The sequence below is a fragment of the Nitrogeniibacter mangrovi genome (genome assembly GCF_010983895.1).
GTDB lineage: Bacteria > Pseudomonadota > Gammaproteobacteria > Burkholderiales > Rhodocyclaceae > Nitrogeniibacter > Nitrogeniibacter mangrovi.
In genome coordinates this window covers 1,150,654-1,174,322 of the sequence record NZ_CP048836.1, presented here as the reverse complement: position 1 = coordinate 1,174,322, position 23,669 = coordinate 1,150,654, and the positions used below count along the sequence as shown (strand labels likewise).

The following is a 23,669-nucleotide window of genomic DNA, read 5'->3' as shown; positions in this document are numbered from 1 at the left end:
AGTGCGCAGGGTGGGGCCGCTCAGGCCTCGATCACACCCATGATGTCTTCTTCACGCATGACGAGCAGTTCCTCGCCGTCGACCTTCACGCCCTGACCGGCGTACTTGCCGAACAGCACGCGATCGCCCGCCTTGACCGCCATCGGGCGCACTTCGCCGTTATCCTGGATCTTGCCGTTGCCGACAGCGACCACTTCGCCCTGATCGGGCTTCTCGCCGGCGGAATCCGGAATCACGATGCCACTGGCGGTGGTCCGTTCGGCTTCAACACGCTTGACGATCACACGATCATGCAAAGGACGAATCTTCATCGAGTTATCTCCTTGGAACAGGTTCGACTGCTGCGGCCAACGGCCGCATTCATGAAATCAATTGACGCTTCGGACACGCGGGCCGACAGAAGGTCTGTTAGCACTCACCGCCGACGAGTGCTAATAATAGGGACGCCCCTGACCGATTTCAAGTCGGCATCCTGAAAGTTTTTTGCATGGGACAAAACACGCCCGCCAAGTGTCGATTCTCGCTCAGTTCTGAACGACGTCTCACTCAGTCTTGAACTCTGCCGCGCGCTCTGACGCCATGCTTCCGGCGACGCCATCCCTTGTTGCTGGACCGTAAATAGGCACAAGCCGAGCACTGCGAAGTGCTTCGCTGATCGCTCAGCCCTGGCATATCCGGCCAGACGGCCTCGTCTAGCGTCGGTGATGAATTGGCGTCAAGCACACCGCGCTCGGCTTGACTGAACGTCTGATGACATTCCGCGTTGTGACCGGCAGGCCTTAGCACCCTTCCAATCGGATGGCCGCTACTGCGCTGCAGTAACAGCGGCCATCTCCGGGGCATCGCGTTCATGTAGGCCGCCGCCGAGGGACTTGTAGAGCGCCATCCGGTTGGCTATTTCCGCGCCTCGCAGGTCCAACAGCGCCTGCCGAGCCGCCTGCAACTGGCATCGGGCACCGAGCAACTCCAGACGGCCATCGACGCCAGCGCGGTAACGCAGCATGGACATGTGCAAACGCCGTTCGGCCGCCGTCACTACGCGCAGTTGAGCGTCGGCCGATGTTCTCCTGCCCATCTTGGTGCGCCGTGCTGAGGCGATGCAGTATTTCAGTGCGTGAAAAAAAGCTTCCTATTGGTAAACTTTTGATTTTTTACGGTGTACGCAGTGGCACGCGCATTGCTTCCTGAAGGGAAAAATAGTTTCCTTCAATGCAACCCCAAGAGGTAAGCCGATGAGATACGAACTGACACGACCCACTGACGCAGGAGGGCACCATGAAATTCATTAGTGCTGTCATCAAACCCTTCAAGCTCGACGAAGTTCGCGATGCCCTGAGCGCCGTTGGCGTCCATGGACTCACGGTATCGGAGGTCAAGGGGTTCGGGCGTCAAAAGGGTCATACCGAGCTCTATCGGGGGGCCGAATACGTGGTCGATTTCCTGCCGAAGGTAAAGCTCGATATTGCGATTCCGGACGATCTGCTCGAATCGGTCGTCGCCGCCATCGAGCAAACCGCTTCCACGGGGAACATCGGTGACGGAAAGATCTTTGTCTTTGAAATGAGCCAGGTAACCCGAATCCGGACAGGTGAGTCCGGCAATGACGCGGTTTGAGGAGCTGACGATGAAGCGAATTTTGACTTTTTCCTTGATGCTCGCCGGCGTGTTCTTTGCGTCCAGAGGCTGGGCCGAAGGCGTCACGCCGCTGCCCGACAAGGGCGATACCGCGTGGCTGATCACAGCGACCCTCCTCGTGGTGATGATGGCGGCTCCGGGCCTGGGCCTGTTCTATGGCGGCATGGTACGTTCGAAGAACATGCTATCGCTGCTCATGCAGACGCTGGTGGTGTTCTGCATGCTGGGCGTGTTGTGGACGGTCTTCGGCTACAGCCTGGCCTTTACCGATGGCAATGCGTTCTTCGGTGGCTTCTCCAAGCTCTTCATGCAAGGCGTGACGGTTGACAGCGTGGTGGGCACCTTCAGCAAGGGCGTCGTCCAGTCGGAGCTGCTGTTCGCGGCCTTCCAGCTCACCTTTGCGGCAATCACCCCCGCGTTGATCGTGGGTGGCTTCGCCGAGCGGATGAAGTTCTCCGCGGTACTCGTCTTCATGGTGCTGTGGTTCACCTTTTCCTATCTGCCGATGGCACACATGGTCTGGTACTGGGCCGGTCCGGATGCCTATACGTCCCCCGAAGCGGCGGCCCAGGCGGGCGAATTTGCCGGCTTCCTCTTCAACAAGGGGGCACTGGACTTCGCAGGCGGCACGGTGGTGCATATCAACGCTGGCGTGGCGGCACTGGTGGGCGCTTACATGGTGGGCCCGCGAATTGGCTATCGCCGTGAAGCGATGCCGCCGCACAGCCTTGTGATGACCATGATCGGTGCCAGCCTGCTGTTCGTCGGCTGGTTCGGATTCAACGTCGGCTCCGCACTTGAGGCCGGCCCGACCGCCGCGCTTGCGGTGTTCAACACTCTGGTCGCAACCTGCGCCGCCACCGCCTCCTGGTGTGTGGTTGAAGCGATCTTCAAAGGCAAACCCTCGATGCTCGGTGCGGCGTCCGGCGCCATCGCCGGTCTGGTGGCGATCACCCCGGCCTGCGGTTTTGTCGGCCCGATGGGCGCGGTCATCATCGGTTTGCTCGGTGGCGGCGTCTGCTACTGGGGCGTCAACGGTCTGAAGCGCATGCTGGGTGCGGACGACAGCCTCGACGTGTTTGGCGTCCATGGCGTGGGTGGCATCCTGGGCGCCATCCTCACCGGAGTCTTCGCCGCGCCTGAACTGGGTGGCACCGGGCTCTGGGATTACGTGACCGACGCGCCCGCCGCCTATGACATGGGGGCTCAGGTAATCGCTCAGCTCTGGGGGGTGGGCACCGCCGTCGTCTGGTCGGGTGTGGTGTCGCTGATTGCCTTCAAGCTGGTGGATCTCGTGATCGGCCTGCGCGTTCCAGAGGACGAGGAACGCGAGGGGCTGGACACGACCTCTCACGGCGAGGCTGCCTATCACAACTGACGTGGCCGCCATGTGAGCGGGCCGGCGATGCATGCATCGCCGGCCCGTTTGCGTGCTGTCGGACGCAGGCGCCCCGACCCGCCGTTCGGCGTCACGGCCGCCCGGCGGATCACTCGCTCTCGCTCGCCCTCGGATACATCAGGATGCTCAGGAAGCGGATCGGGCAGCGGTTGAGCTTTTCCGGGCCATGCGGAATGTCCGCGCGGAAGGTCAGCGAGTCGCCAGGCTGCAGCAGATACGTGTTCTGCCCGTGGCGGTACTCGATCTCGCCTTCGAGCATGTAGATGAACTCGGTGCCCGGATGCTCGAAGATCGGAAAGGTCTCCGATTCATGGTCGATCGTGATCAGGAAGGGCTCGAAGTGTTTGGTCGGCCCTTGGTCATAGGCCAGCAGATGGTAGGTGTGCCCCTTCTTCGTCCCGCGCCGGACCACCTCCATCCCCTCGTCGTTCTTGACGAGTTGCGCACTGCCTTCACGCACGTCATAGCCGCGAAACAGCGTGGCGATCGAGACCCCGAGGCCGTTCGCGAGGCGGGAGAGGGTGTCCAGGCTGGTCGCCGTCTGCGCGTTTTCGATCTTCGACAGCATGCCGCGGCTGATGCCTGCCAGCGTGGCGACGTCTGCAATCGTGAGGCCGTGCTTCTGCCTCAATTCGCGAATGGTATTGCCCAGATAGCGCTCCAGACTGCCGGTGTTTCCGCTCTCGCTCATTGCCGTTTTTCCGTTTCGAGAATGCCGTGGGGGATTATGGCACGGCCAGCGTTTCTTCTCATGAAACAAAGTTGACTTTCGATTTTTGTCGATGCATATTGATCAACATTGTTTCACTGCATGAATATTTTGGAGTTGAGCGCATGTCGTCGAGTCATCGATACACCCTTTCGCTTTCCTGCCCGGACCGGGTCGGCGTTGTGGCGGCGGTGAGTGGTTTCCTGGCGCAGAATCAGGGCTGGATCACCGAGGCCAACCACCACGCCGACGCGTCTGCAATGCGTTTTTTCATGCGTCAGGAGATCCTCGCCGATTCACTGTCCTTCGGCATCGAGGCGCTGCGCGACAAGTTCGCCCCGATCGCCACCGAGTTCGACATGGATTGGCAGATCTCGGACTCTGCGCGCAAGAAACGTGTCGTGATCCTTGTCTCCAAGCAGGAGCACTGCCTCTACGACCTGCTTGCGCGCTGGCAGTCCGGCGACCTGGACATCGAAATTCCGTGCGTGATCTCCAACCACGAGACCTTCCGTGGCTTCGTCGAGTGGCACGGCATCCCCTTCCACCTTGTGCCGGTCACGCCGGAAAACAAGCCCCAGGCTTACGCAAAGGTCGAAGAACTGTTCCGCGAGGCACAGGGCGACGTAATGGTGCTGGCGCGCTACATGCAGATCCTCTCGCCCGAGCTGTGTGCGAACCATCCGGGCCGGATCATCAACATCCACCACAGCTTCCTGCCCAGCTTCGTGGGCGCCAAGCCCTACCACCAGGCGCACGAGAAGGGCGTGAAGCTGATTGGCGCCACCTGCCACTACGTCACCAGTGACCTCGATCAGGGGCCAATCATCGAGCAGGACGTCATCCGCGTGGATCACTCCGACGCGCCGGAGGATCTCGTGCGCTACGGCAAGGACATCGAGAAGGCCGTGCTCGCCCGCGGACTTCGCTACCACCTCGAGGATCGCGTGCTCGTCCACGGCAACAAGACCGTGGTGTTCCGCTGATTCCCACCCCCGACAGAGACTGAGGAATCCACCATGCCCTGGCGCCTGCTGCGCTTCGCGCTCAACAAGAAGCATCCGGAACCGCGGATGTTCAGCGTCCATGAAGAGCTCAAGCCGAGCTACGACGTGGTCATCATCGGCGGCGGCGGTCACGGCCTCGCGGCCGCCTACTACCTTGCCCGCGAGCACGGCATCACCAATGTGTGCGTGCTCGAGAAGGGCTACATCGGTGGTGGCAACACCGGCCGCAACACCACCATCATCCGCTCGAACTACCTGACGCCCGAAGGCGTGCAGTTCTACGACGAGTCGGTGCGCCTGTGGCAAGACCTGTCGCAGGACTTCGATCTGAACCTCTTCTACGCCAACCGTGGCCACTTCACGCTGGCGCATACCGACTCGGCCCTGCGCACGATGCGCTGGCGTGCCGAGGTGAACAAGCACTACGGGGTCGCCTCCGAGGTGGTCGGGCCGGAGGTGGTGAAGGAAGCCGCGCCAATGATCGACCTCTCGTGCAGCGGTCATGCCCCGATCCTGGGCGCCCTGTACCACGCGCCTGGCTCGGTGGCCCGTCACGACGCGGTGGCCTGGGGCTACGGCCGCGGCGCCGACCAACGCGGCGTCGAGATCCACCAGCGCACCGAGGTGCTCGGCATCGACGTCGAGGGCGGACGCGTCACCGGCGTGCGGACCTCCAAGGGGCGCATCGCAACGACCAAAGTGCTGTGCGCGGTCGCCGGCTCGACGCCAAGCATCCTGAAGATGGTCGGTCTGCGCTCGCCGATCTACATCCACCCGCTGCAGGCAATGGTGAGCGAGCCCATCAAACCGTGGCTCGACCCCATCCTCGTCTCCGGCAGCCTGCATGTTTACATCAGCCAGTCGGCGCGCGGCGAACTGGTGATGGGCGCCTCGCTCGACCCCTACGAACTGCACGGCACGCGCTCGACGCTGGACTTCGTCGAGGGCCTCACCAGCCACATGCTGGAGATGTTCCCCTTCCTCTCCAACGTGAAGGTGATGCGCCAGTGGGCCGGCATGGCCGACATGACGCCCGACTTCGCCCCGGTGATGGGCAAGACCCCGATCGAGGGCTTCTACCTCGATTCGGGCTGGGGCACCTGGGGCTTCAAGGCCACCCCCGTCTGCGGCAAGACCATGGCGCACACCATCGCCACCGACTCGCCGCATCCGCTGATCACCGGCTTTTCCCTCGACCGCTTCCGCCACTACGCCCTCACCGGCGAGAAGGGCGCAGCCAGCGTCGGTCACTGAGCGAGGTATCCGAGCATGAAGATCATGACCTGTCCGCTCAACGGCCCCCGTCCCGTCTCCGAGTTCTTCTACTGGGGCGAAGTGCGCCCGATGCCCGATCCGGCCAGCTGCGATGACGCCACCTGGGCCGACTACGTCTTCAACCGCAATGGCGCCCCGGGCGTGAAGCGTGAGTGGTGGTGCCACACCCCCAGCAACACCTGGTTCATTGCCGAACGCGACACGGCCAAGGACGTCGTGCTGCGTACCTACTTCCACGAAGGAGACGCCTGATGCGACTGCCTGCCATCCGCGGCGAATGGATCGACCGCGCCCGCCCCGTCGAATTCCGCTTCGAGGGCCGCAGCTTCGCCGGTTATGAAGGCGACACCGTCAGCAGCGCCCTGTGGGCGGCCGACGTGCGCGTGCTCGGGCGCAGCTTCAAGTATCACCGGCCCCGCGGCGTGCTGTCGCTGGCCAATCACGACACCAATGCCATCCACCAGTGGGGCGACATGCCCAACCTGCGCGCCGATGTCACCCCGCTCGTCACCGGGATGGACCTGAAGGCGGTCAACACCTTCGGCTCGCTCGCGAACGACAAAGGTCGCGTGCTCGGTACCTTGTCGCGCTTCCTGCCGGTGGGCTTCTACTACAAGGCCTTCCACAACAAGAGGCTGTTCCCGCTGTGGGAGCGCATGTTCCGCACCATGACCGGACTGGGCCGGGTGGACTTCGACACCGTCCGCCAGCGCACCCCCAAGGCCTATGACTTCTGCGACGTGCTCGTCATCGGTGGCGGGCCCTCCGGGCTGTCCGCCGCGCTGGCGGCGGCCGCGCAGGGCGCGGACGTGGTGGTGGTGGACGAAAACGCCCGCCTCGGCGGCTCCGCCGGGTATCAGCTGGGCAACGACGACGAACGCGCACGGACGCTCACCGATCTGCTCGATCGCGTCGCCGCCGAACCGCGTATCCGCGTTATGACCGCCACCGTCGCCGCCGGCTATTACAAAGACCACTGGATTCCGCTGGTCAGCGCCGAGCGCATGGTGAAGATGCGCGCCACGAGCGTCGTGCTCGCCAGCGGCGCCTTCGAACAACCCGCGGTGTTCCACAACAACGACCTGCCCGGCGTGATGCTGGCGAGCGCCGCGCAGCGCCTGATCTACCGCTATGCGGTCAAGCCGGTGCAGCGCGCGGTCGTGCTTGCCGCCAACGCCGACGGCTATCGCGCCGCCCTCGACCTGCTCGCCAACGGCGTCGCCGTCGCCGCGCTGGTGGACCTGCGCGCCACCCCCGGCAGCGCCGAACCGCTGGCGCGCGCGCTCAAGGGGGCCGGCGTCGAGCTGCTGCCGGCGAGCTGCATCGTCGAAGGCGTCGCCGACGCCGCCGGACTGTGCGCCGGCGCCCGCGTGGGCCGCGTCGATGCCGACGGCAAGCCGGTCGGCGCGCCGCGCGAGATCGCCTGCGACGGCATCCTGATAAGCACCGGCTGGGCACCGGCGGCCAACCTGCTCTACCAGGCCGGCACGCGGATGCGCTACGACACGGCGGTCGAACAGTTCGTCCCGGACGTTCTACCTGAGGGCGTATTCGCCTGCGGCCGGGTCAATGGCGTGTTCGGGCTCGAGCGCAAGCTCGCCGACGGTGCGCGCGCGGGCAGCCACGCCGCCGCCGCGGCCGGCTTCGGCAGTGCGGAGGGAATTCCCCTGCCGCCCGAGACCGAATCCCCAAGCCACCCCTGGCCGATCGTCGACCACCCGGCCGGCAAGAACTTCGTCGATTTCGATGAAGACCTGCAGTTCAAGGACTTCTGCAACGCGGTGCAGGAGGGCTTCGACAATATCGAGCTGCTCAAACGCTTTTCCACCAACGGCATGGGTCCGAGCCAGGGCAAGCACTCCAACATGAACGGCCTGCGCATCCTGGCCCGTCTCAACGGCAAGGCCCCGCAGGAAGTGGGCACTACCACCGCGCGGCCCTTCTTCCATCCGGTCCCGATGGCGATTCTCGCCGGGCGCGGCTTCAACCCCGAGCGCCGCACCCCGCTGCATACCCGCCACGAAGCGCTCGGTGCGAAGTGGATGCCCGCCGGCGTGTGGCAGCGGCCGGAGTACTACCAGCGCGCCGGCATCAGCCGTATCGACTGCATCCGTGGCGAAGCGGCGGCGGTGCGCAGCGGCGTGGGCATCATCGACGTCGGTACGCTCGGCAAGCTGGAGGTGATCGGCCCGCAGGCGGCGGAATTCCTCGAGCGGGTCTACACCGCCAACTACGCCAACCTCAAGGTCGGCATGACGCGCTACGCGGTGATGTGCGACGAGACCGGCGTGGTGATCGACGACGGCGTGGTCGCCCGCCTTGCCGAAGACCATTTCTACTTCACCACCACCACCTCCGGCGCGGCAACGATCTACCGCGAGCTTTCCCGCCTGAACACGATCTGGGGGCTGGACTGCGGCATCGTCAATCACACCGGCGCCTTTGCCGCGGTGAATCTCGCCGGCCCCAAGTCCCGCGTGGTGCTCGCGAGGCTCACCGGGCTCGACCTGTCCGCCGACGCCTTCCCCTACCTTGCGGTGCGCGAGGGTGAAGTCGCCGGCATCCCGGCGCGCCTCATGCGCGTGGGTTTCGTCGGCGAGTGGGGCTACGAGATCCATGTGCCGGCGAACCAGGGGCTCGCCCTGTGGGACGCGTTGCTGGCGGCGGGGGCTGACGACGGCATTCGCCCCTTCGGCGTCGAAGCACAACGCCTGCTGCGGCTGGAGAAGGGCCACATCATCATCGGGCAGGACACCGATGGCCTGACCACGCCGCTGGAGGCCGGGCTCAACTGGGCACTGAAGATGAACAAGCCCTTCTTCGTCGGGCAGCGCAGCCTTGAGGCCGTCGCCAAGAAGCCGCTCAAGCAGACCCTGGTGGGCATCAGTCTTGCCCCCGATCACATCGGCCCGGTGCCCCTGGAATGTCATCTGGTCATCGACCGCGGCGAGATCGCCGGTCGCGTCACCAGCATCGCCTTCAGCCCGAGCCTGAACCGGCACATCGGCCTCGCCTTCGTGCGGCCCGACCTCGCCGGGGCCGGCAACAAGGTGGATATCCGCCTGTCCGGCGGCGCGATCGTGCAGGCCACGATCACGACGACGCCGTTCTACGACCCCGAAAACCTCAAGCAGAAGGAGGCCGCATGAGCGCGCATCTCGCCCTGAGCCCGGTGGCTGAGCTGGCCACCGCATCGCTCGTCCCCGCCGAACGTGCCGCCGACGTGGCGGCCCGGCTTGGCATTGCCGACCTCTCCGACCTGGCGCGCCATGGCTGCAAGGGCCCCGGTGCGGCCAAGTGGCTCGCCGCCCTCGGCCTGCCGGTGCCCGACGCACCCAATACCTGGTTGCCGCTCGAGGACGGCGGACGGATCGCCCGGCTCGGCTTGACCGAGTTCCTGGTGGAAGGCCCCGCCGCGCGCCTGGATGCGGTCATGGCCGCGCCACGCGCTGCGGGCGTCTACCCGGTGCTGCGCCAGGATGCTGCCTTCGTGCTCACCGGCGATCAGCTCGACGAGCTCCTGCGCCAGACCTGCGGCGTGAATCTCCGCCGCCTCGATGTGGCCGACCGACCGGTGGTGCTGACATCCATGGTGGGCGTGGCCGTGACGGCCATTCCCGAGCGGCATGCCGAACGGCCCGCGCTGCGGCTGTGGTGCGACGGCACCTATGGACACTACCTGTGGGAGACCCTGCTCGACATCGCCGTCGAGCTGGGTGGCGGTGCCATCGCACCCCACGGTCTTGACTGAACCCCAACCCGACTTCAGGAGAGCGAACATGACGCCCACAGAAGCCAAGCAGTTTCTCGCGGACAACGACGTCAAATACGTCCTGGCCCAATTCGTAGACATCCACGGCTCGGCCAAGACCAAGTCCGTTCCCGTGGCCCATTTCGATCACATCCTCAGCACCGGGGCCGGATTTGCGGGCTTTGCCGTGTGGGGGTTGGGCATCGAGCCGAATGGCCCGGACTTCATGGCGGTTGGCGACCTGTCCACATTGACCCTGGTGCCCTGGCAACCCGGTTACGCCCGCATCGCCTGTGACGGCCATGTCAAGGGCGAGCCCTGGGCACTCGACACCCGCGTCGTACTCAAGGAACAGATCAAGCGCCTGGAGGCCCGGGGGTACACCTTCTTCACCGGCCTGGAGCCGGAGTTCTCCCTGCTGAAGAAGGACGAGGCCGGCAACCTCATCCCGACCGATCCGACCGACACGCTGCCCAAGCCCTGTTACGACTACAAGGGTCTGTCGCGCAATCGCCAGTTCCTTGAAACGCTCACCGAGAGCCTGCGCCAGGTCGATGTGGACGTCTATCAGATCGATCACGAGGACGCCAACGGCCAGTTCGAGATCAACTACACCTACGCGGACTGCCTGACCTCGGCCGACCACTACCTGCTGTTCAAGATGGCGGCCTCCGAGATCGCCAACGATCTGGGCATGATCTGCTCGTTCATGCCCAAGCCCTTCGCCAACCGGCCGGGCAACGGCATGCATGTGCACATGTCGCTCGGCGAAGGCGAGACCAATCTGTTCGCCGACAAGACCGACCGGCGCGGCCTCGGACTGTCGAAGCTGGCCTACCAGTTCCTCGGCGGCATCCTTGCGCACGCACCGGCGCTGGCCGCGATCTGCGCCCCCACGGTCAACAGCTACAAACGCCTCGTGGTGGGCCGTTCGCTCACCGGTGCGACCTGGGCACCGGCCTATATCAGCTATGGCGACAACAACCGTTCATCAATGGTGCGGATTCCCCATGGGCGGCTTGAACTGCGCCTGCCGGATGGCGCCTGCAACCCCTATCTGGCCACCGCCGCGGTGATCGCCGCGGGCCTGGACGGTATCGAGCGCGACCTCGATCCGGGTGAGCCGCATAACCAGAACCTTTACGCCCTCAGCCCCGAGGAACTCACGGCCGGCGGCATCGACATCCTCCCCCAGAACCTCCACGAGGCCCTGCTGGCGCTCGAGAACGACGGCGTGCTGTGCAAGGCACTCGGCCCGGTCGTCGATGAATTCCTGCGCCTCAAGCACATGGAGTGGGTCGAGTACATGCGCCATGTGTCGGACTGGGAAATCAAGAACTACCTGGAATTTTTCTGAGATTTGAACAAGGAGATACACCCATGTGTGGAATCGTTGGACTGCTGGTGAAGACGCCAGCGCTGCGCGAGCGGCTGGGCGAACTGATGGTGCCGATGCTGATCGGCATGACCGAGCGTGGCCCCGACTCTGCCGGTCTGGCCGTGTTCGGCACGGCGCTGGCCGACGGCCGACGCAAGCTCAGCGTCTATTCCGGCCTCACGGAAGCGGGCGCGGATTTCAACTGGCTCGGGCTCGCCCATGAGCTCAAGGAACATCTCGGCGTGGCGCTCGATGTCGAGATCAAGCACAACCACGCGGTGCTCGCCTTTGACGTGGCCCCCGAAGTGGTCAAGCGCTGGATCGCCGAACACCATCCCAAGCTGCACATTCTGTCCACGGGCCAGAGCATCGACCTCTACAAGGACATCGGCACGCCGGCGCAGGTGGCCGCGCGCTATGGCTTCGACAAGCTCAGTGGCTCGCATCTGGTCGGCCATACGCGCATGGCGACCGAATCCGCCGTGACCCCCGACCGCGCCCACCCCTTCACCGCCGGTGAGGACTTCTGTCTGGTGCACAACGGCTCGCTGTCGAATCCCTACGGAGTCCGGCGCAAGCTCGAGCCGCGCGGCATCCGCTTCGAGACCGACAACGACACCGAGGCCGCCTGCCGCTTCCTGGAATGGCGTCTGCGCGAGGGTGACGACCTGGAGTCGGCGCTGCAAAAAGGCTTCGAGGAACTCGACGGCTTCTACACCTTCCTGATGGGCACGCCCGACAAGCTCGCCCTGATCCGCGACCCCTTCGCCTGCAAACCCGCCGTGGTGGCCGAGACCGACGACTACGTCGCCATCGCCTCGGAGTTCCGCTCCCTGGCCCACCTGCCCGGCGTGAAGCACGCCCACGTTTTCGAACCCGCGCCCGAGGAGATGTACGTATGGAACGCCTGACCTTCGATCTCGCCGCCACCCCGCTGCGCGAGCTCAACACCTTTCTGCACAAGGACGCCAGGGACGGCGCCGCCCGCCACGTCACGGTGCTCAACCCGGACGGGGCCCACAACATCGCCGTCGGCCTCGACTGCCCGGTCGAAGTCGAGATCGTGGGTCATGCCGGCTACTACGCGGGCGGCATGAACAAGGCAGCCACCATCACCATCGCTGGCAGTGCCGGCACGGGTGTTGCCGAAAACATGATGAGCGGCAAGGTCCACGTGAAAGGCTTCGCTTCCAACGGCGCCGGCGCCTCCGCCCAGGGCGGTTTGTTGGTGATCGACGGCGACGCCGGTCTGCGCTGTGGCATCTCGCTCAAGGGCGGCGATATCGTCGTCGGCGGGTCGGTGGGCAGCTTTTCCGCGTTCATGGCGCAGGCCGGCCGCATGGTCATTTGTGGTGACGCGGGCGACGCGCTCGGCGATTCACTCTACGAAGCCGTGCTCTACGTGAAAGGCAGCGTGAAGTCGCTCGGCGCCGATGCCCAGTTCGAGCCCATGAGCGAGGCCGATATCGCCACCGTGGCCAGCCTGCTTGACCAGGCTGGTCTCGATCACGACCCCAAAGCCTTCAAGCGCATCGCCTCGAAGCGTTCGCTCTACCACTGGAACGCCGACGCCGACCAGGAATATTGATCGAGGCCATCGGCCGGGCGCGTCCGAGACGCGACCGTGCCGGCATGCGCCCCAGGCATTCAAAGGACACGACCATGGAAAGCAAACCCGTGCATTTCAAGAACATCTCCCGCGAGGAGTCCTACGGCTACGACCGCAAGACGCTCGACTACATCCGCAACGCTGCGGCCCACGGCCTGTATGAAATCCGCGGCATGGGCGCCAAGCGCAAGCTGCCGAACTTCGACGATCTGGTGTTCCTGGGCGCCTCGATGTCGCGCTACCCGCTCGAAGGCTACCGGGAGAAATGCCTCACCAAGACCGTGCTGGGCACCCGCTTTGCGAAGAAGCCGATCGAACTCGAGATCCCGATCACCATCGCCGGCATGAGCTTCGGCTCCCTGTCGGCCAACGTGAAGGAAGCGCTCGGCCGCGCCGCGTCCGAGGTGGGTACCTCCACCACCACCGGCGACGGCGGCATGACACCCGAAGAGCGCCTGTCCTCCAGGACCCTGATCTATCAGTGCCTGCCCTCGCGCTACGGATTCAATCCCGACGACGTGCGCAAGGCCGACGCCATCGAGGTGGTGATCGGCCAAGGCGCCAAGCCGGGCGGCGGCGGCATGCTGCTGGGACAGAAGGTGTCACCGCGTGTCGCCGGCATGCGCACCCTGCCCGAAGGTATCGACCAGCGCTCGGCCTGCCGCCATCCTGACTGGACCGGCCCCGACGACCTGGCCATCAAGATCCAGGAATTGCGCGAAATCACCGACTGGGAAAAGCCGATCTATGTGAAGGTCGGCGCCACCCGTACTTTCAACGACGTCAAGCTCGCGGTCCATTCGGGCGCTGACGTGGTGGTGGTCGATGGCATGCAGGGCGGCACCGCCGCCACCCAGACCTGCTTCATCGAGCACATCGGCATCCCGACGCTGGCGGCGGTCCGTCAGGCGGTCAATGCCCTCGAAGACCTGGACATGAAAGGCAAGGTGCAGCTGATCGTCTCCGGCGGCGTTCGCACGGGCGCCGATGTGGCCAAGGCACTGGCCATGGGCGCCGACGCCGTCGCCATCGGCCAGGGCGTGCTCGTTGCGCTCGGCTGTAATGGGGAGACCTACTTCCAGAACGGTGGCCATCACGACGCCACGGCCGATTACAACGCCATCGGCACGGCGCCCGGTTACTGCCACCACTGCCACACCGGCAAATGCCCGGTCGGTATCACCACCCAGGACGCCATCCTCGAACAGCGCCTGTCGCCGGAGGTCGGTGCGCGCCATCTGCGCAACTATCTCAAGACGCTGAACATGGAGCTGACCACCATCGCCCGCGCCTGCGGCAAGCAGAACGTCCATCACCTGGAGCCCGAGGATCTGGTGGCGCTGACCATCGAGGCGGCGGCCATGGCTGGCGTGCCGCTGGCCGGGACGAGCTGGATTCCCGGCAAGGGATTCTGAGCATGGCGTCAGGCGCCGGGCCACGGTCCGGCGCCCGCCAACCCGATCCGCTCAAATGCGCCCCGACGGGCGCGCCACCGGTGCGATCCCGCAACGGATGACCTCAACGCATTCTGGAGACCGTGTCCATGACGGCCCGCATCATCGACGGCAAGGCGCTGTCGAAGACCCTCCGCGAGGGCTTCAAGTCCCGCGTGTCGGCCTTGCTCGCGCAAGGCGTCCAACCCGGACTGGCGGTGATCCTGGTGGGCGAAAACCCCGCCAGCAAGGTGTATGTCGGCAACAAGGTGAAAGCCTGCGAGGAGGTGGGACTGCGTTCCTTCCACCTTGGCCTGGCGGCGGACGCTACCGAAGCCGAGGTCCTGGCCACCATCGCGCGCCTCAATGAGGATCCGTTGGTGCACGGCATCCTCGTGCAGTTGCCGCTGCCGCCCCATATCGAACCCCGCCACGTGCTCGAAGCCATCTCGGTGAACAAGGACGTGGACGGCTTTCACCTCTACAACGTCGGTGGCCTTGTCGTCGGCAATACGATCTTTCCGCCGTGCACACCGTACGGCGTGCAATTGCTGCTCGACACCACCGGCACCGATGTGGCCGGCAAGAATGTGGTGGTGGTCGGCGCCAGCAATATCGTCGGCAAACCCATGGCGCTGATGTTGCTCCAGCGCGAAGCGACGGTCACGATCTGCCACGCGCGCACGCGGGATCTGGCGCAGCACACGATCCTTGCCGACATTCTCATCGTCGCGGCGGGCAAGCCGGGCCTGATCGTGCCCCAGATGGTCAAGCAAGGGGCCATCGTGATCGACGTGGGCATCAACCGCCTGGCCGACGGGCGGATCGTCGGCGACGTGGACTTCGCGGGTGTCCGGGACAAAGCCAGCTGGATCACGCCCGTCCCCGGGGGCGTCGGCCCGATGACGGTGACCATGTTGATCGAAAATACGCTGCGATCCGCGGAACGCGCCCGGCACCTGCGAGCCAGCGACGACTATCAGGACTGGGAGGCGCCCAAGCGCCCCCCGGAAACAGATTGAGCGCGCGCGCCACTGCCACGGATCATGTGAATCCGCCAAGGGCCGCCATGATGACCGGTGAATGCATCATCCGCCTGCACGGACTCCATCTGGAGGCAATCATCGGCATCCATCCCCACGAGCAAACAGCGATGCAGCCCATCGAAATCGACCTGCTGCTGGTCATCGACGGGACGCCGGCAGGGCGCAGCGATGACATCCGGGACACGGTCGACTACGACCAGGTCGTTGATGCAATCGAGTCCATGCTTGCCGCTCGCCGATTCAATCTCCTTGAACATCTCAGCCAAGCGATGCTTGAGATGATCGGCCGACGTTTTCCTGTGCGGCGTGTGGAGATAACCATCGCCAAGCCGGCCGCGGTACCAAGGGCACGAAGTGTCTCTGTCAGCCGGCAAGCCGAATGGAATTCAAACGGGAGCTGAGTTGGACTGCCCCGGGGATCGCGACACTTTTCAGTTTCCAATTGAGGCATGCTTCAACGCCTCGAAACTGACGCCGCCCAGGTGACTGTGACGGCGTTTCCATATCGGGCATTCTTACCTTTGTTCACTCTGATCGAAAAATTCAGATCTGAGAGCAACGCCTGTACGAAACTAGGTGATTCAAGACGCGGCAAGCAATTGATTTCATGGTTGCCACGATTCAGGGCTATGTGAACATCGACACCAAGAAAAAACCCCCGGGCATGCCCGGGGGTTTTCCATCCAGCGAGACCCCACGTCAGTGGGCCGAGGCCGCCGAGGCGCCGATCCCGGTCTCGGACCGCACTTCCTGCGCCGGAAAGCCGGCGCGATCCTGCCGCGCACGAGCGCTCTTGTCGGTGATCGAGAACAGCCAGATCCCCAGGAAGCCGGCCGCCATGGAGAACAGGGCCGGCGACTTGTACGGGAAAATGGCCACGGCATTGCCCAGGATGTCCACCCAGATGGACTTGGACAGGACCGTCAGGATCACGGCCGTGCTCAGGCCGGCGAAGCCGCCCAGGAAGGCGCCACGGGTGGTGCAGTTCTTCCACAGCACCGACATGAACAGCACCGGGAAGTTGGCCGACGCGGCGATGGCGAAGGCCAGCGACACCATGAAGGCGATGTTCTGCTTCTCGAAGGCGATCCCGAGCACCACGGCAATGATGCCGAGCACGAAGGTGGTGATGCGCGACATGCGCAGTTCATCTTCGGACGAGGCGTTGCCGTGTTTGAACACCGTGGCGTACAAGTCATGGGACACGGCCGAAGCGCCCGACAGCGTCAGCCCGGCGACCACGGCGAGGATGGTCGCGAACGCCACCGCCGAAATGAAGCCGAGGAACACGTTGCCGCCCACCGCGTTGGCCAGGTGAATGGCCGCCATGTTGTTGCCGCCGATCAGCTTGCCGTCGGCGACGAACTGCGGGTTGGTCGCCACCAGCACGATCGCGCCGAAGCCGATGATGAAGGTCAGGACATAGAAGTAGCCGATCCAGGTGGTGGCCCAGAACACCGACTTGCGGGCCTCCTTCGCATCCGGCACGGTGAAGAACCGCATCATGATGTGGGGCAGCCCTGCGGTACCGAACATGAGCGCCATGCCGAAGGAGATCGCATCGATCGGCGTGGTGATGAACGTGCCCGGCCCCATGATCGAATCATGTTTGGCATGCACTTCCACCGCCTTGGCGAACAGGGCCTCGGGGCTGAAGCCGAATTGCAGCAGCACCATGAAGGACATGAAGGTCGCCCCCGCCAGCAGGAGGATGGCCTTGATGATCTGGACCCAGGTCGTCGCCGTCATGCCACCGAACAGCACGTAGGCCATCATCAGGACACCCACGATGATCACCGCGTAATGGTAAGGCAGGCCGAACAGCAGCTTGATGAGCTGGCCGGCCCCCACCATCTGGGCGATCAGGTAGAAGGCCACCACCACCAGCGTGCCGGAGGCCGCCAGGGCGCGGATCGGACCCTGCTGGAAGCGGTAGGCCGCCACGTCGGCAAAGGTGAACTTGCCCAGGTTGCGCAGGCGTTCGGCCATGAGGAACAGGATCACCGGCCACCCGACCAGGAAACCGATCGAGTAGATCAGTCCATCGTAACCGTTCGCATACACCGCCGCGGAGATGCCGAGGAAGGACGCCGCGGACATATAGTCGCCGGCGATGGCCAGGCCGTTCTGGAAACCCGTGATACCACCGCCGGCGGTGTAGAAGTCGGCCGCGGTCTTGGTCTTGCCCGCCGCCCACTTGGTGATGAACAGGGTCGCGATCACGAACACCGCGAACATGGAGATGGCAGTCCAGTTGGTGGCCTGCTGTTCCAGTTGTCCCAGATCGCCACCCGCCGCCATGGCGACACCGGTCGTCAGGGTCGCGGCAAAACCGCTGATTGCGTGAATGGCGCGTTTCATTTGCTCACCTCCTCGACGATCTGCTTGCCCAGCTCGTCGAACTCGGTGTTGGCGCGGCGCACATACACGCCGGTGATGATGACGGTAAAGATGATGACCCCGAGCCCGATGGGGACCCCGAGGCTCGTCACCCCGTCGCCGACCTTCTGCGCGAGGAATTCCTTGTCGAACGCGATCAGCAGGATGTAACCGTAGTACACGACCAACATCAGTGCGGTCAGTGTCCAGCCGAAACGCTTGCGGCGGCTGACCAACTGCTGGTATTTCGGGTTCGACTTGATCGCGCGAACCGTCTCTTCTTGCATGATTCCCTCTCCTCTCGAGCGATGAGCGCCGAAGGACCACTTCGGCTGCGCAGGAGCATACGGAGGCAAGGCTTACGGCCGACTTACGTCCCAGACGTCATTTATTGCTTTGCACAAAAGTGATTCTTCGATAACCCATGGTGAATAAAGGGAAAAGAGCTAGACCACCTGCGAGACTACCGCATCGCATCAGACGTACAATGTTGCAATCTCGTCACAAAGAACGGACATGACTGCCCACGCCCCCGAACTGCTCGCGCCCGCCGGCTCCCTCGACATGCTCAAGACCGCCTTCGCCTTTGGCGCCACCGCGGTCTATGCCGGCCAGCCGCGCTACTCCCTGCGCGTGCGCAACAACGATTTCGGCGACATGGACGTGCTCGCGCAAGGCATCGAACACACCCATGCGCTGGGGCATCGTTTCTTCCTGGTCTCGAACATCTACCCGCACGGCGCCAAGCTCAAGACCTACCTTGAGGACATGGCCCCCGCCATCGCCCTCGGACCCGACGCGCTGATCATGTCCGATCCGGGCCTGATCCTCATGGTGCGCGAGACCTGGCCGGAGATGGAGATCCACCTGTCGGTGCAGGCCAACACCGTCAACGCCGCGGCGGTGCGCTTCTGGCAGCAGGCCGGCATCAAGCGCGTGATCCTCTCGCGCGAGCTGTCGCTCGAACAGATCGCCGAGATCCGCCAGGCCTGCCCCGACATGGAGCTGGAGGTGTTCGTGCACGGCGCCCTGTGCATCGCCTATTCCGGCCGCTGTCTGCTCTCGGGCTACTTCAACCACCGCGATCCGAACCAGGGCACCTGCACCAACTCCTGCCGCTGGGACTTCAACGTGAAGAACGCCGGCGAAGACGCCTCGGGAGACGTGTATGTCATCGAGGAGCCCACCAAGCGCGCCGGCGAGCACATGCCCATCGAGGAAGACGAGCACGGCACCTACATTCTCAACTCAAAGGATCTGCGCGCCATCGAGCATGTGCAGCGACTCACCGAGATCGGCATCGACTCGCTCAAGATCGAGGGCCGCACCAAGAGCCCCTACTACGTGGCCCGCACCTGCCAGGCCTACCGCCAGGCCATCGATGACGCCGTCGCCGGCCGCGCCCTCGATCCGGCCCTGCTGGGGCAGCTCGAGGGCCTGGCCAACCGGGGCTACACCGGCGGCTTCTATCAGCGCCACACCCCGCACGAAACCCAGAACTATCTGCGTGGCCATTCCGAATCGGACCGCAGCCAGTACGTGGGCGATATCGTCGCCTGGGACGCGGAGCGCCAGATGGTGGAAGTCACGGTGAAGAACCGCTTCGCCTGCGGCGATGTGATCGAGCTCATCCAGCCCTCGGGCAACCGGGATTTCCGCATCACGACCATGCACAACGGCAAGCGCGAAGCGGTCGAGGTGGCGCCGGGCAGCGGCCACCGGGTGTGGCTGCCGCTGCCGGCCGATACGGTCGGCGCCTTCGTGGCGCGCTATCTCGACGAGGGCGCCAGCATGGCCGCCGGATCAACCCAGCGCGCGTAGTCTTCCTCGCTCACCTCGCCGGAGCGGATCGCCGCTTCACGCAGGGTCAGCCCGTCGGCATGCGCCCGCTTGGCAATCGCGGCGGCCGCATCGTAGCCGATCCGCGGTGTGAGCGCCGTCACCAGCATCAGCGAACCTTCGAGCAATTCGGCAATGCGCGCTTCGTCGGGCTCGACACCGTCGACGCAGAAGCGGGTGAAACTCGTCATGCCGTCGGCCAGCAGGCGCACCGATTCGAGCACCGCATGCGCGATCACCGGCTTGAACACGTTCAGTTCGAAGTTGCCGCTCGCCGCCGCCATGCCCACGGTCACGTCGTTGCCGGCCACCCGCGCACCGATCATGGTGAGCGCCTCGCACTGGGTGGGATTGACCTTGCCGGGCATGATCGAACTGCCCGGCTCGTTGGCCGGCAGCCGCAGTTCGCCGATGCCGCAGCGCGGGCCACTGGCGAGCCAGCGCAGGTCGTTGGCGATCTTGGTGAGCGCGCACGACAGGGTGCGCAGCGCGCCATGCAGCGTCGCCAGCGCCTCGTGGCCGGCGAGCGCGGCAAAGCGATTCGGCGCAACGACGAAGGGCTGCCCCGTGGTCTCGGCCAGGCGCGCCGCCACCGCCTCGCCGAAACCTTCCACCGTATTGAGTCCGGTCCCCACCGCCGTACCGCCGATGGCCAGCGCGAAGACGCCCTCGAGCGCCTGTTCGATGGCGCCGACCGCCAGCCCGAGCTGGGCCCGATAGCCGGAGAATTCCTGCCCCAGGGTCAGCGGCGTGGCGTCCTGCAGATGGGTACGACCGATCTTGACGATGTCGGCGAAGGCCGAGGCCTTGTCGGCCAGCGCCGCGCCGAGCGTGCCGGCGGCCGGCAGCAAGGCCGTGCTCACCTCGATGGCCACCGCCACATGCATGGCGGTGGGGAACACGTCATTGGACGACTGCCCCAGATTGACCTGATCGTTCGGGTGCACCCGCCGTGCATCGCCGCGTTCGCCGCCGAGCAGCTCCGAGGCCCGGTTGGCGAGCACCTCGTTCATGTTCATGTGGCTCTGGGTGCCCGAGCCGGTCTGCCATACCGCGAGTGGAAACTGGGCGTCATGACGACCGTCGAGCACTTCCTGCGCGACCTCGGCGATCGCCGCCGCGGTATCCGGATCGAGCCGCCCCAGCGCCGCGTTGGTCTGCGCCGCGGCCGACTTGACCCGCGCCAGGGCATACATCAGCGCCAGCGGCATCGCCTGCCCGCCAATGGCGAAATGATGGCGGGCCCGTTCGGTCTGGGCACCCCACAAGGCTTCGACGGGGACCTGCACCGGCCCCAGGGAATCATGCTCGGTGCGTGTGGCATCCATGGCATCGCTCCTCGGTGATCGATACCGGTTCGAACCGGTCCGCCGGCGAATCGTTCCCGGTCGGCACGATACGCCGCCGTCAACGCAGGACGGGCCCCGCAGGGCCCGTCCATCGCCGTGCTCGCGCGCGGGCGGCTACTGCACCACCTCGCGGGTGATCCGCCAGCGGTCGTTCTCGCGCACCCACTCCAGGCGCTTGGTCACCACGTCCTGGTAATCGTCGGCACGATAGCGCTGGGTGAACACGGTGGCGGCGATGTCGGGGCCGAGCTTCTGCACCTGCAGAGCCTCGATCGTGACCGAGATCTTCCCGGGCTTGTCCAGACGCGCGCGGCGCTCGGCTTCCCAGGCTTCGACGGATTGCCCGTCCTCCGGCCGGAAACGCGCCGAATAGAAGCCGCGATAGGCGCTGAAGTCCTCGCCCGACCAGGCCGCGGCCCAGTCCCGGGTGGCCGCCTCCAGCGCGGCCGCCATGGTGTCGACCGGCGCGGGGCGCGATTCGGCCGCCGACGGTGCCTGCGCCTCGATCTTGTCGACCGGCATCACGGTCTTGAGAATCGCGCTGGAGGGCGGCGCCACCGCCGGGCACGCGGTGGCCGGGTCGACCGCCTCGTGGGCATCGCTCAGATCGCTGAGCGCGGGCAGGTCTTCGCGGGTCACGCCCAGGGTGCCGAGCAGCTTGCCCAACCCGGTCAGCGCGCGCGCCCGGGCGATCGTGTGATCGTATTCGGCAATGACGTAGGCGCGGCGGGCCTGGAAGTATTCATTCTCGGTGTCGAGCAGATCGAGCAGGGTCCGCTGGCCGATGTCGAACTGGCGCCGGTAGGCTTCGCGGGCCTTGCCGATGGACAGCTGATGCTGGTTCAGATAGCCGAGCTGCTCACCCAGGCGGCCGACATCGTTGTAGGCGATCGCCAGGGTCTGGCGCAGATCCCGGCACGCCTTGTCGCGCAGGTCCTGTGCCTGGTTGAGGCGCTGAGCGTACTGGCGCACCGTGGCACTGTCCGAACCGCCGTTGAACAGGTTGTAGTTGAACACCAGCTCGACGACGCGGTCGCCATGGCGGCCGTCGATGCCGTCGGTGTTGTAGTCCACCGCCTGGCGGGCGCGCAGGTCCACCCGCGGCTGGAAAGCCGACTTCTTGCCACGCGCCTCCTCTCGCGCCGAGCGGACATTCTCGATCGCGGCCTGAAAGCCCGGGTTGCCGGTGTAGGCCAGACGCAGGGCGTCGGCGATGCTGTCCGGAATGCCGTCGGTCACCGCGTCCATCGGCGCCAGCGTGTCGGCCGGCAGTTCGCCGACGATGCGCTGGTAACGGGCACTGACATCGTGCAGGTTGGAGGCCTCGGTGAGCAGGTTCGACTCGGCCAGCGCCAGACGGCCGGCGGCCTGCTCGAAGTCGACGCGGCGCCCGACACCGGCGCGCACCCGCGCCTCGATCTGGTCGAACACTTCCTTGTGGCGTGCGTAGTTGTCGCGCGCCAGACGCACCAGCTCGCGATAGCGCTCGACGTCGGCATAGGCGCGCACCGTCTCCAGGGCGGCCTGCTCGGACGCATCGAGCAGTTCGAAGTAGCGGGTCAGCTTGGCATGGTCGAGACGTGCCACTTCGCTGGCGGTCGCGAAGCCGTCGTAGACCATCTGGCTCAACGACAGGGTGGCGCCGCGCCGGGTGTAGTTGCGGTTGGTGACGCCCGGATCGGTCTGATGCTCGCGCCCGATGCCGGCGGTCAGGTCGACCCGCGGATAGTAGCCGCCCTGCGCCACCCCCTGCGCCTCCTGCGCGGCGAGAAAGCCATGCCAGGCCGCCTGGACGTCGGGGTTGGTCACCACCGCGCGCTTGACCGCATCGCGCAGGTTGGCGGCCGGCTCGGCCGCCGCGCTGAAGGGCAGCGCGCAGGCGAGCAGAACGGCGGCAATTCGTGAAACGTTTTTCATGAGCTCAATCTTCGATCGGCGGGTCCGTTAACAAGACGTCTTTGTATCGCGATCGACACAAACAAACGGCACACATGATATCCGGCAAATTTGGCAAAAACTGTAATGAATTTGGCCATTTCGCTCAAAATGCGAAAGCCGATTGGGGGCCAAGGATACCACCGCCCCAGCACACGTCCGGCGACCGCCCCCGACGATCAACACTTCGTCATGGACAGCAACATGCCACGTAAGCACTGAACCTGAATGGGACGACGGGTTTCCATCCGACGACGTCCGGCGGCCCGATGGCTCGTGGTCGCCGCGCTCGCCTGCCTCCCCGGACATGCCGAACCGAACCTCGATCGCGTCGAGGCCACCGCGCGGCACCAGTACGGCGAGTCGGTGGCCCAGCGCGTGCACGTGTGGCGCGAGATGCTCGCCCAGGCAGGCACGCAGCCCGAAGACACGCAGTTGCGCACCGTCAATCGTTTCTTCAACCGGTCCATCCAGTTCAGCGACGACGCCATCGTCTGGCGGCAAAAGGACTACTGGGCCACGCCGCTGGAACTGTTCGCCAAGGGCGCCGGCGACTGCGAGGACTTCGTCATCGCCAAGTACCTGTCCCTGCGCCTGCTCGGCGTCGCCGACGAGAAATTGCGCCTTATCTACGTCCGCGCGAAAATCGGGGGGCCGCAGAGCAGCCTGTCCCAGGCGCACATGGTTCTGGGCTATTTTCCGACCCCGACGGCCGAACCGCTGGTGCTCGACAACCTGGTGGGCGAGATCCTGCCCGCCGCGCAGCGCCCGGACCTGTTTCCGATCTTCAGTTTCAACAGCAGCGGGCTGTGGGTCCGTGGCGACACCCGCCCCAAAGCCGGCTCCGTCGAGCGCCTGTCCCGCTGGCGGGATCTGCTCTCACGCCTGACCGCAGAAGGATTCGAACCGTGATCTTCCCCATGCC

At 65.1% G+C, this 23,669-nt stretch carries 22 protein-coding genes; 15 read left to right on the top strand and 7 right to left on the bottom strand.

The features are described from left to right. Positions 1-20: 20 nt before the first annotated feature. Both groES and G3580_RS05360 read right to left on the bottom strand, forming a co-directional pair. Positions 21-311 carry a co-chaperone GroES gene (gene groES, locus G3580_RS05365; protein ID WP_173764284.1) on the bottom strand — a complete coding sequence of 97 codons (291 nt, stop codon included), beginning with the start codon at positions 309-311 and terminating at the stop codon, positions 21-23. A 494-nt stretch (positions 312-805) separates the two neighbouring features. Further along, positions 806-1,009: a hypothetical protein gene (locus tag G3580_RS05360; protein ID WP_217424607.1), complete on the bottom strand. Its 204-nt coding sequence runs from the start codon at positions 1,007-1,009 to the stop codon at positions 806-808. Between the two features lie 266 nt (positions 1,010-1,275). On the opposite strand from G3580_RS05360, the gene G3580_RS05355 reads away from it, so the two are divergent. Together G3580_RS05355 and G3580_RS05350 are read left to right on the top strand one after the other, a co-directional pair. Then, positions 1,276-1,614 carry a P-II family nitrogen regulator gene (locus tag G3580_RS05355; protein ID WP_173764283.1) on the top strand — a complete coding sequence of 113 codons (339 nt, stop codon included), beginning with the start codon at positions 1,276-1,278 and terminating at the stop codon, positions 1,612-1,614. A 37-nt stretch (positions 1,615-1,651) separates the two neighbouring features. Then, positions 1,652-3,013, top strand: a complete 1,362-nt coding sequence (locus tag G3580_RS05350; protein WP_407671031.1) for an ammonium transporter — start codon at positions 1,652-1,654, stop codon at positions 3,011-3,013. 109 nt (positions 3,014-3,122) lie between these two features. Here G3580_RS05350 and G3580_RS05345 read toward each other — a convergent pair whose 3' ends face one another. Further along, complete coding sequence (locus G3580_RS05345) at positions 3,123-3,725, bottom strand: helix-turn-helix domain-containing protein (protein WP_173764281.1); 603 nt, start codon at positions 3,723-3,725, stop codon at positions 3,123-3,125. A 143-nt stretch (positions 3,726-3,868) separates the two neighbouring features. Here G3580_RS05345 and purU point away from each other — a divergent pair, with 143 nt between their 5' ends. From purU to folB, 11 genes are all read left to right on the top strand, one after another. Next, the gene (gene purU, locus G3580_RS05340; protein ID WP_173764280.1) at positions 3,869-4,729 is read left to right on the top strand and encodes a formyltetrahydrofolate deformylase; all 861 of its coding nucleotides are present in this window, start codon (positions 3,869-3,871) and stop codon (positions 4,727-4,729) included. A 33-nt stretch (positions 4,730-4,762) separates the two neighbouring features. Then, positions 4,763-6,004: an FAD-dependent oxidoreductase gene (locus G3580_RS05335; protein ID WP_173764279.1), complete on the top strand. Its 1,242-nt coding sequence runs from the start codon at positions 4,763-4,765 to the stop codon at positions 6,002-6,004. Positions 6,005-6,019: 15 nt separating this feature from the next. Further along, positions 6,020-6,277 (top strand): sarcosine oxidase subunit delta, encoded by a 258-nt coding sequence (locus G3580_RS05330; RefSeq protein ID WP_173764278.1) that lies wholly within the window; start codon positions 6,020-6,022, stop codon positions 6,275-6,277. Further along, entirely contained in the window at positions 6,277-9,174 is a 2,898-nt protein-coding gene (locus tag G3580_RS05325) for an FAD-dependent oxidoreductase (RefSeq protein WP_173764277.1), read from the top strand. Before G3580_RS05330 ends, G3580_RS05325 begins: the two co-directional genes overlap by 1 nt. Next, on the top strand, positions 9,171-9,776 hold the full coding sequence (locus G3580_RS05320) for a methylglutamate dehydrogenase (protein WP_173764276.1): 606 nt from the start codon (positions 9,171-9,173) through the stop codon (positions 9,774-9,776). Before G3580_RS05325 ends, G3580_RS05320 begins: the two co-directional genes overlap by 4 nt. Before the next feature lie 28 nt (positions 9,777-9,804). Further along, on the top strand, positions 9,805-11,133 hold the full coding sequence (gene glnT / locus G3580_RS05315) for a type III glutamate--ammonia ligase (protein WP_173764275.1): 1,329 nt from the start codon (positions 9,805-9,807) through the stop codon (positions 11,131-11,133). Between the two features lie 23 nt (positions 11,134-11,156). Beyond that, positions 11,157-12,065 (top strand): class II glutamine amidotransferase domain-containing protein, encoded by a 909-nt coding sequence (locus G3580_RS05310; protein WP_173764274.1) that lies wholly within the window; start codon positions 11,157-11,159, stop codon positions 12,063-12,065. After that, entirely contained in the window at positions 12,053-12,742 is a 690-nt protein-coding gene (locus G3580_RS05305) for a GltB/FmdC/FwdC-like GXGXG domain-containing protein (protein WP_173764273.1), read from the top strand. The genes G3580_RS05310 and G3580_RS05305 overlap by 13 nt, the downstream gene beginning before the upstream one ends. Before the next feature lie 74 nt (positions 12,743-12,816). Next, a complete protein-coding gene (locus G3580_RS05300; RefSeq protein ID WP_173764272.1) occupies positions 12,817-14,178 on the top strand; it encodes an FMN-binding glutamate synthase family protein in 1,362 nt (453 codons plus the stop codon). 128 nt (positions 14,179-14,306) lie between these two features. After that, positions 14,307-15,218: a bifunctional methylenetetrahydrofolate dehydrogenase/methenyltetrahydrofolate cyclohydrolase FolD gene (folD, locus tag G3580_RS05295; protein WP_173764271.1), complete on the top strand. Its 912-nt coding sequence runs from the start codon at positions 14,307-14,309 to the stop codon at positions 15,216-15,218. Next, positions 15,215-15,643 carry a dihydroneopterin aldolase gene (gene folB, locus G3580_RS05290; protein WP_173764270.1) on the top strand — a complete coding sequence of 143 codons (429 nt, stop codon included), beginning with the start codon at positions 15,215-15,217 and terminating at the stop codon, positions 15,641-15,643. The genes folD and folB overlap by 4 nt, the downstream gene beginning before the upstream one ends. 298 nt (positions 15,644-15,941) lie before the next feature. Here the strand turns inward: folB and G3580_RS05285 are convergent, their stop codons facing one another. Continuing rightward, positions 15,942-17,603 (bottom strand): cation acetate symporter, encoded by a 1,662-nt coding sequence (locus G3580_RS05285; protein ID WP_173764269.1) that lies wholly within the window; start codon positions 17,601-17,603, stop codon positions 15,942-15,944. Beyond that, positions 17,600-17,908, bottom strand: a complete 309-nt coding sequence (locus tag G3580_RS05280; protein ID WP_173764268.1) for a DUF485 domain-containing protein — start codon at positions 17,906-17,908, stop codon at positions 17,600-17,602. The genes G3580_RS05285 and G3580_RS05280 overlap by 4 nt, the downstream gene beginning before the upstream one ends. 229 nt (positions 17,909-18,137) lie before the next feature. On the opposite strand from G3580_RS05280, the gene G3580_RS05275 reads away from it, so the two are divergent. Further along, positions 18,138-19,442 (top strand): peptidase U32 family protein, encoded by a 1,305-nt coding sequence (locus G3580_RS05275; protein ID WP_173764267.1) that lies wholly within the window; start codon positions 18,138-18,140, stop codon positions 19,440-19,442. On the opposite strand, the gene fumC is transcribed toward G3580_RS05275, so the two are convergent. Next, positions 19,391-20,788 carry a class II fumarate hydratase gene (fumC, locus tag G3580_RS05270; protein WP_173764266.1) on the bottom strand — a complete coding sequence of 466 codons (1,398 nt, stop codon included), beginning with the start codon at positions 20,786-20,788 and terminating at the stop codon, positions 19,391-19,393. The genes G3580_RS05275 and fumC overlap by 52 nt on opposite strands. 135 nt (positions 20,789-20,923) lie before the next feature. Beyond that, the gene (locus tag G3580_RS05265; RefSeq protein WP_173764265.1) at positions 20,924-22,726 is read right to left on the bottom strand and encodes a TolC family outer membrane protein; all 1,803 of its coding nucleotides are present in this window, start codon (positions 22,724-22,726) and stop codon (positions 20,924-20,926) included. Between the two features lie 294 nt (positions 22,727-23,020). Between G3580_RS05265 and G3580_RS05260 the strand changes: the two genes are divergently transcribed. Continuing rightward, positions 23,021-23,656 (top strand): transglutaminase-like cysteine peptidase, encoded by a 636-nt coding sequence (locus G3580_RS05260; protein ID WP_228720778.1) that lies wholly within the window; start codon positions 23,021-23,023, stop codon positions 23,654-23,656. Positions 23,657-23,669 lie beyond the last annotated feature (13 nt).

Excerpts from the sequence above, each read along its gene's own strand:
- G3580_RS05350 (WP_407671031.1), top strand. The coding sequence starts at position 1,652 with ATGCTCGCCGGCGTGTTCTTTGCGTCCAGAGGCTGGGCCGAAGGCGTC.
- G3580_RS05305 (WP_173764273.1), top strand. The coding sequence starts at position 12,053 with ATGGAACGCCTGACCTTCGATCTCGCCGCCACCCCGCTGCGCGAGCTC.
- G3580_RS05335 (WP_173764279.1), top strand. The coding sequence starts at position 4,763 with ATGCCCTGGCGCCTGCTGCGCTTCGCGCTCAACAAGAAGCATCCGGAA.
- G3580_RS05345 (WP_173764281.1), bottom strand. The coding sequence starts at position 3,725 with ATGAGCGAGAGCGGAAACACCGGCAGTCTGGAGCGCTATCTGGGCAAT.
- G3580_RS05300 (WP_173764272.1), top strand. The coding sequence starts at position 12,817 with ATGGAAAGCAAACCCGTGCATTTCAAGAACATCTCCCGCGAGGAGTCC.
- G3580_RS05265 (WP_173764265.1), bottom strand. The coding sequence starts at position 22,726 with ATGAAAAACGTTTCACGAATTGCCGCCGTTCTGCTCGCCTGCGCGCTG.
- G3580_RS05325 (WP_173764277.1), top strand. The coding sequence starts at position 6,277 with ATGCGACTGCCTGCCATCCGCGGCGAATGGATCGACCGCGCCCGCCCC.
- purU (WP_173764280.1), top strand. The coding sequence starts at position 3,869 with ATGTCGTCGAGTCATCGATACACCCTTTCGCTTTCCTGCCCGGACCGG.
- folD (WP_173764271.1), top strand. The coding sequence starts at position 14,307 with ATGACGGCCCGCATCATCGACGGCAAGGCGCTGTCGAAGACCCTCCGC.
- G3580_RS05320 (WP_173764276.1), top strand. The coding sequence starts at position 9,171 with ATGAGCGCGCATCTCGCCCTGAGCCCGGTGGCTGAGCTGGCCACCGCA.
- G3580_RS05355 (WP_173764283.1), top strand. The coding sequence starts at position 1,276 with ATGAAATTCATTAGTGCTGTCATCAAACCCTTCAAGCTCGACGAAGTT.
- G3580_RS05360 (WP_217424607.1), bottom strand. The coding sequence starts at position 1,009 with ATGTCCATGCTGCGTTACCGCGCTGGCGTCGATGGCCGTCTGGAGTTG.
- glnT (WP_173764275.1), top strand. The coding sequence starts at position 9,805 with ATGACGCCCACAGAAGCCAAGCAGTTTCTCGCGGACAACGACGTCAAA.
- G3580_RS05275 (WP_173764267.1), top strand. The coding sequence starts at position 18,138 with ATGACTGCCCACGCCCCCGAACTGCTCGCGCCCGCCGGCTCCCTCGAC.
- G3580_RS05330 (WP_173764278.1), top strand. The coding sequence starts at position 6,020 with ATGAAGATCATGACCTGTCCGCTCAACGGCCCCCGTCCCGTCTCCGAG.
- fumC (WP_173764266.1), bottom strand. The coding sequence starts at position 20,788 with ATGGATGCCACACGCACCGAGCATGATTCCCTGGGGCCGGTGCAGGTC.
- G3580_RS05310 (WP_173764274.1), top strand. The coding sequence starts at position 11,157 with ATGTGTGGAATCGTTGGACTGCTGGTGAAGACGCCAGCGCTGCGCGAG.
- groES (WP_173764284.1), bottom strand. The coding sequence starts at position 311 with ATGAAGATTCGTCCTTTGCATGATCGTGTGATCGTCAAGCGTGTTGAA.
- G3580_RS05285 (WP_173764269.1), bottom strand. The coding sequence starts at position 17,603 with ATGAAACGCGCCATTCACGCAATCAGCGGTTTTGCCGCGACCCTGACG.
- G3580_RS05280 (WP_173764268.1), bottom strand. The coding sequence starts at position 17,908 with ATGCAAGAAGAGACGGTTCGCGCGATCAAGTCGAACCCGAAATACCAG.